The sequence below is a fragment of the Microcystis sp. CS-574 genome (genome assembly GCF_028329095.1).
Classification (GTDB): Bacteria; Cyanobacteriota; Cyanobacteriia; order Cyanobacteriales; family Microcystaceae; genus Microcystis; species Microcystis ichthyoblabe_A.
The window spans coordinates 1-5591 of record NZ_JAQMSY010000138.1; the positions used below are offsets into that span (position 1 = coordinate 1).

Below are 5591 nucleotides of genomic sequence, written 5' to 3' on the forward strand. Positions count from 1 at the left end.
GAAGTATATAAAGTGTCTCCAAAACTTGGGGAAATGCACAAATTAAAAGAGGAATTTAGAGAAGTATTTGAGAAAAATACGGAGGGGAATGAGGGATTATTTGCCTTGAGCGATTGGATAAAAAAGGCGATGGCTTACTTTCCTAAAAGCTGCCAGACAATTCGGCGCTGGATTGATGAAATAACTGCCTATTTTGATAACCGAACAACCCAGGGAACAGTGGAAGGAATTAATAATAAACTGAAGGTGATTAAAAGGAGAGGCTATGGATTTAGAAACTTTAAAAAACTTTAGTCTTAGATGTTTATTAAATTGGCATTTTGCTAGTTGATTTTACATGGTAAGTTCGGAAGAACCGGAAATCTTTAGCTGGCATAAGTAGAATTTTTCTCAAGTTACTATTTCTATTTTAGGTGGTTGGCTCTTCTGGTTTCTGTGTGGAAACGAGGTCTATACTGATAGTTTCTTCGACAAAATAGTCCTAAAAGTGTTACCCGATAAGCATTTCACGATTCCATAAGCAAAAATTATCACACAAAGTCGAGAAGAGCCGGTGGTTTAAGTGCGTTTTAGCTTACTACCGAATCATTACCGCTGGTTTTGTGCTTCTAGAAATTCCACCCGTGCCTGGGTGGACTGCAATTCTTTGACTAATTCCCGATAGACCGAGAGGGGAACCGAGGGGCGACCAGTGCAACTCTGGGGTACTTGGGGGAAATACGCGGAGTAGTGGTTATGAATTGACTAATTTAGGGCTTTTAAGCGGTAAAAATGGCCTACTGGACCGGTTCCGCTACCGATAGCGAGGGAATGCTCAAGGGCGTTAGTAACGTACTCCTTGGCTTTTTTCACCGCTATTTTTAGGTCATCACCCAAAGCGAGGTTAGCCGCGATCGCTGCCGATAGGGTACAACCAGTCCCGTGAGTGTTATTGGTTTCGACGCTTCTGGTCTTAAAAGTTTCCCATTCCTCCCCATCAAAGTAGATATCAACCCCACGCAGCCGGCCTTTCATGGCTCCTCCTTTCACTAATACCGGTGTGGCTGACTTCTGGAAAATAATTTCGGCGGCCGCTCTCATCGTCTCAAAATCATTGATCTCGATGCCACTTAAAAGCTGTGCTTCGTAACGATTAGGGGTAACAATCGAAGCCAGAGGAATTAAACTATTAAAAAGACTATCTATAGCCCGATCATCAATTAATTTGGCTCCTACCCGCGAAACCATAACCGGATCCACCACTAAACTGGTTAAACGCCAGCGCTCGATCGCCTCGGCCACCGCTTCGATAATCTCGCTACTAAACAGCATTCCCGTCTTGACCGCTGACACACCGAAATCCCTGACCACCGCATCGATTTGGGCTGTTACCATTTCTGGACTTAAGGATTCGACGCGCTCGACCCCCAGGGTATTTTGGGCGGTAACGCAGGTAAGGGCGCTGGTGCCATGAACTCGGTGGAAGGCGAAGGTTTTCAAATCAGCTTGAATTCCCGCGCCGCCACCACTATCGGAACCGGCGATGGTGAGGGCAATGGCAGTCATAGGCGGTTAGCGATCAAAAGGACGACGACGTTGCAAGAAATCGGGGATATCTAATCCCGCCGGTTTTGGTGGTTCAGGAGTGGGTGCCGGACTGGGTGCGGGGGTATTGATCACCACCTTGCTACTGGTGGGACGAGAGGGGGATTCCCCAGAAAAACCAGTGGCAATGACGGTAATTCTGACTTCTCCCTGCATTTTCTCGTCAATTACTGCCCCAAAGATGATATTAGCGTTGGGATCCACCACTTCATAGATAATTTCGGCGGCGGCATTGACTTCGTGTAGGGTTAGGTCTTGACCACCGGTGATGTTAAAGACCACACCTTTCGCCCCTTCGATCGAGGATTCCAGTAACGGCGAGGAAATAGCAGCGATCGCTCCTTCCTTAGCCCGAGATTTTCCCGAACCGATGCCGATGCCCATTAGGGCCGAACCCGCATCGGCCATCACTGCCCGCACATCGGCGAAATCCACATTCACCAGACCGGGGATAGTGATAATGTCCGAGATGCCCTGCACCCCTTGCCGCAGCACATCATCAGCGACGCGAAAAGCCTCCTGTAGGGGAGTTTCGGCGGGTATTACCTGTAATAACTGGTTATTGGGGATAATAATCAGGGTATCGACCCGACTTTGTAAACCGCCCACCCCCTCATCGGCCTGATTAGTGCGACGACGACCCTCGAAGGTAAAGGGACGAGTCACAACTCCCACGGTCAAACAGCCGATTTCTTTGGCAATTTCGGCCACAATTGGAGCAGCCCCTGTTCCCGTACCGCCGCCCATGCCGGCGGTAATAAAGACTAGATCAGTTCCTTCCAATGCTTGGGCGATTTCATCCCGGGATTCTTCCGCCGCCTTCTGTCCGATCGCCGGATTGCCCCCCGCCCCTAGGCCGCGGGTTAATTTTGTCCCGATTTGTAACCTCTGGGGGGCGGAGGAGTGGGCCAGGGCCTGGGCATCGGTGTTAATTGCCCAAAATTCGATTCCGGTCACGCCACTGGCGATCATGCGGTTAACGGCGTTACAGCCCCCACCGCCGACCCCGATCACCTTGATCTTGGCGACATTGCTCGGCACGATGCGATTACTACGACTTTCTTCTCGGGGTGTCATCTGTGATTCATGGGGACGAGTAAATAATACTCCAGCATTATTCTGAGAGTAATGATTATCTTCGCTCATAGCTGAACTGGCATAATCGTTACTGTTCAGATTGGGATAGGTGGGAACGATCTCATTAATCGATGTCATTGGAATTGGAACACTCTTAGTACAAGATTCTGTTATTGATTTGATGAATTAGAGATGCACTGTTAACACTATCACTAATATTATGTCGGTTCCAGTATCTACAGTATCAGTTTCTTGTTCATAAAATCATAATTTGGTTTTTTTGCCAATACCTAAAGGGAATAATTGCGGTTATTTACTGATCAATTCCAGTTAATCCCTACCAGTTGCCGTTACTTTGGCAACCCTAGGGGCTGGCTGTGGCTTTAATTGTACAGTGGGAGCATCGGGATTGCTCAGGTCAATGTAGATAATTCGCGCTAGAGGTATCTTGGATGACAATTGCCGTGATTGTACGAGAGCGGTTAATTTTTCCGGCAATCTATCTTTATAAAAACCTAAATAGACCTGCCCTAGCTCGGTTTTTAGTACAAGATTACTAGGATTGCGCCAATCGATGGCGGCAATTTTAATGGATAAGTTATCAATTAAGGGATAAATTTTTTGCCACTGTTGTTGATATTGTCGGTCGTAACCAAGCACTTCTAGGCTAGGTAATTGGCTTTTGGGCAGAGTTCGACCATAATAGTTTTGAGGAATTATCGTTCCCGAGGCATCTAAAAAACCTTGCTGTTGATGAGAACGCCAACGGGCAACAGGTTTTCTTTCTTGAATAGAAACAATCACTTTCGGGGGTAATAATTGCCGCTCGATCTTAACGTCGGCAATAGCGGGAATAGCCGCTAATTTTTCTCGTAATTGATGGGTAGGTAATTCCCAGAGAGATAGAGGATAGCTTAATTTCAGCCAAGCGCGAATCGACTCGGGGGACATTAATTCCGTGCCTGCGATTTCCACCTGTCCAGCCTTGGTAATTGTCCAATAGGGTGAAGTCATCCCCCAAGCTAATCCCGTCGCTAAACCACTAACCACCAGAAAGCGACCTAGAGCTTGCCACACCTTCGATCGCCTTTGGTGGCGCAGGTTTTGTCGTTTTTGTTCCAGGGAGAGGGATGAAAGAATTTGATCGCTCATAGGGAAAATCTCGGACAGTTTTGCTGTTATCTTATACCAAATTTCTAAATTCCTGACAGACATAGAGCTTCTAAAATCCAAGACCATCCCGTTAAATACCCGATAGTGTCAGGCTCTTCGGTTTGTGTTATGCAATCAACGGGGGTTATAAGGGATGGAACCCTTATATAGAAAAGCATTTAGCGATTTTTGTCAATTATTTTCGATCTAGAGCGAACTAATCAATTAAATCCCTTGCCAGATAAGGATTTAGTCGATTTATGCCCCCCTATCGAACCATACCAAGTAACGAAGAGCCTAGTGTCATTGGATAAACGATTTAAAAGAGCATCGAGTTTATCTCTTAAAGCATCAAGAGATTCAAAAGTTTCCCATGCCAGAAAATTTTTCAGGTACAGCCAAACTCTCTGTTGCGGGGTTAACTTCAGGACAACAAGAAGGTTGATAAAACAAGATAATATTGTCGGGAATTTCTAAGTGTCCCGCCATATGTGCAGGAGCGTTATCTACTTGTAAAATATGTAATTCATTGGGAAAAGCTTGCGATAGTTGTAATAGATATTCTCCGAAACAATCCCCATCTAAATGGGAGAATTCATAGAAGAAGCTTCTGCCCTGTCGAGGCTCTACAGCCCCGTACAGCCAAAAGCATTGGAAGTTATATTAAAAATTACCAATCGGCTTAACTCCGAAAAGAGTTATTTTATTCCGAGCAATAGTGTGATAACCAAATCTACTGGCTCTTCCGGTTTCTGTGTGGAAACGAAGCCTATACTGATAGTTTCTTCGGCAAAATAGTCGTAAAAGTCTTTCTCCGTCAACATTTCACGATTCCATAAGCAAAAATTATCACACAAAGTCGAGAAGAGCCATCTACTTTCATCCTCGCACCAAAAACTTACTTTCTCGTAACGCTTTACTTTCTCGCTTTCCCTGTCTAGTAAAGCTTTTAGTCGTTTAGATAAGTTCGCTTTAAACTCATCTACTTCGCCAGGCAATTGTCTCGGATTTCCTGGTCTAGGTACTTTTAATTGAGCTTCCTAATTCCTGTCTAACGAGACGATAAACTGTTGTATAGCTGACGGAAATTTCTCGAACGACCGAGAGCCAAAAATAAATCTCTTTATAGCTGGTAAAACCCACTGGGTCTTTTAATTCGTTTTGTAAAAGAGCGAATTCTTCTACCGAAATCTTTTTCGGTCTTCCTGGTGGGTTTCCTTCAGATAATAATCGCTCAATTCCTCCTTTTTTTGTAGAAACTTAACCAGCGATGGATTGTTCTTTCCCCTCGTCCCATTAATACCACTAAATGGCGAACCGTCTCTACCTCCCCCATCTTCAAAAAACATAAGGACTGTACTTTAGCGTAGGCTAAACTACTTTTTTGTTGTCTCATTAATTTTTTTAAATCTTCTACTGACTCAACAATATCAATTTTGGGTACGACCGGCACCGCCAATTTATCCACTTAATAATCTTTTCTATAAGTATGCCATAGTTTTTGAAATTCGGTATTAGGGTTTGCGGCAAAAAGTCATTGAAAAGTACAGGTCTCTTAATCAATGATTTCACTTAGCTACAAGCATAAGCTTTAGTTGTTGATTAACTTTTTAAGTCATAACTTATCCTAATCATTGACCGAGAAAAAGTGCTGTTTTTCCATTTCAGACATAAAAAAGCCCAAAAAACCTGCCTCAACAGGTTAGAAAGATTTATGACTAAAAAAGTAATAGCAATCGCTGAAAAGGAAGTATGAGGAAGTTTAGCCATCACTTTAC

The 5591-nt window shown here is 44.4% G+C and carries 3 protein-coding genes and 4 pseudogenes; 1 reads left to right on the forward strand and 6 read right to left on the reverse strand.

Translation table 11 applies throughout. The features are described 5' to 3' along the window. A pseudogene (locus PN470_RS10945) lies at window positions 1-331 on the forward strand (ISL3 family transposase); the annotation flags it as partial. Window positions 332-744: 413 nt separating this feature from the next. Here PN470_RS10945 and thiD read toward each other — a convergent pair. From thiD to PN470_RS10975, 6 genes and pseudogenes are all read right to left on the reverse strand, one after another. Beyond that, complete coding sequence (gene thiD, locus PN470_RS10950) at window positions 745-1545, reverse strand: bifunctional hydroxymethylpyrimidine kinase/phosphomethylpyrimidine kinase (protein ID WP_002778447.1); 801 nt, start codon at window positions 1543-1545, stop codon at window positions 745-747. A 6-nt stretch (window positions 1546-1551) separates the two neighbouring features. Next, complete coding sequence (ftsZ, locus tag PN470_RS10955; protein ID WP_002778450.1) at window positions 1552-2799, reverse strand: cell division protein FtsZ; 1248 nt, start codon at window positions 2797-2799, stop codon at window positions 1552-1554. Between the two features lie 192 nt (window positions 2800-2991). Further along, window positions 2992-3813, reverse strand: coding sequence for a cell division protein FtsQ/DivIB (locus tag PN470_RS10960; RefSeq protein ID WP_271938676.1), 822 nt, complete (start codon window positions 3811-3813; stop codon window positions 2992-2994). A 221-nt stretch (window positions 3814-4034) separates the two neighbouring features. Then, window positions 4035-4551, reverse strand: a pseudogene (locus tag PN470_RS10965) (transposase); the annotation flags it as partial. 143 nt (window positions 4552-4694) lie between these two features. Next, window positions 4695-5266, reverse strand: a pseudogene (locus PN470_RS10970) (helix-turn-helix domain-containing protein); the annotation flags it as partial. Window positions 5267-5381: 115 nt separating this feature from the next. After that, window positions 5382-5591: pseudogene (locus PN470_RS10975) on the reverse strand (IS5/IS1182 family transposase); the annotation flags it as partial.

Coding starts and splice junctions, on each gene's coding strand:
- thiD (WP_002778447.1), bottom strand. CDS start 1,545: ATGACTGCCATTGCCCTCACCATCGCCGGTTCCGATAGTGGTGGCGGC.
- ftsZ (WP_002778450.1), bottom strand. CDS start 2,799: ATGACATCGATTAATGAGATCGTTCCCACCTATCCCAATCTGAACAGT.
- PN470_RS10960 (WP_271938676.1), bottom strand. CDS start 3,813: ATGAGCGATCAAATTCTTTCATCCCTCTCCCTGGAACAAAAACGACAA.